Genomic DNA, 537 nt, shown 5'->3' with positions numbered 1-537 from the left:
ACGAGGGCGACGGCGGCGAGGATCAATCCCTGCGATATGCGCCGCTCTGCCGCCTCAGCACCCCAGGACAGCAGGAAGCCCGCGGCGAGGATGGCGACGCCGAAGATCGCGGCATCCACGATTGGGCTGGGCCGTAGTCCCGTCAGGCGTAGTGCCAGCGCCGGAACCATCGCAAGCACGGCGACGAGGACCAGGAGCAGGAAGCGCTTCACCGGAGGTTCATCTCCGCTTCGGCGCCACGGCAATTTGCCCCGGAGGGAAACCTGGGATCGAGGCCGAGTTCCGCTCCCGATGGCGCCACGATAGTTCGTCCCCCCATCGCGAAGGCCATCGGGAAGACCTTAAACACCTGCGGACGCGCTCTGAAACCGGTGCCCGAGCAGCCGGAGGGCGTTGAGGGTCACGAGGACAGTCGCCCCCGTGTCAGCCAGTACGGCGGGCCAGAGGCCGGTGATGCCGAGGACGGTCGTTACCAGGAAAACTGCCTTGAGACCGAGGGCAATGGCCACGTTCTGGTGGATGTTGGACAGCGTCGCC

Annotated in this window: 2 protein-coding genes; both read right to left on the bottom strand. The window is 66.5% G+C overall.

Annotated features, from left to right (window positions below; translation table 11 throughout):
• Positions 1-212: hypothetical protein (locus D9599_RS30890; protein ID WP_198385160.1), on the bottom strand; the 212-nt coding region annotated here is incomplete at its 3' end.
• Between the two features lie 129 nt (positions 213-341).
• Positions 342-537: hypothetical protein (locus D9599_RS30885; RefSeq protein WP_198385159.1), on the bottom strand; the 196-nt coding region annotated here is incomplete at its 5' end.

Origin of the sequence: Roseomonas sp. KE2513, assembly GCF_016107305.1 — a bacterium.
In the GTDB taxonomy this organism is placed as follows: domain Bacteria; phylum Pseudomonadota; class Alphaproteobacteria; order Acetobacterales; family Acetobacteraceae; genus Roseomonas.
Note: the sequence above shows the minus strand (reverse complement) of the source record. Positions and strands in the feature narration are given on the sequence as shown.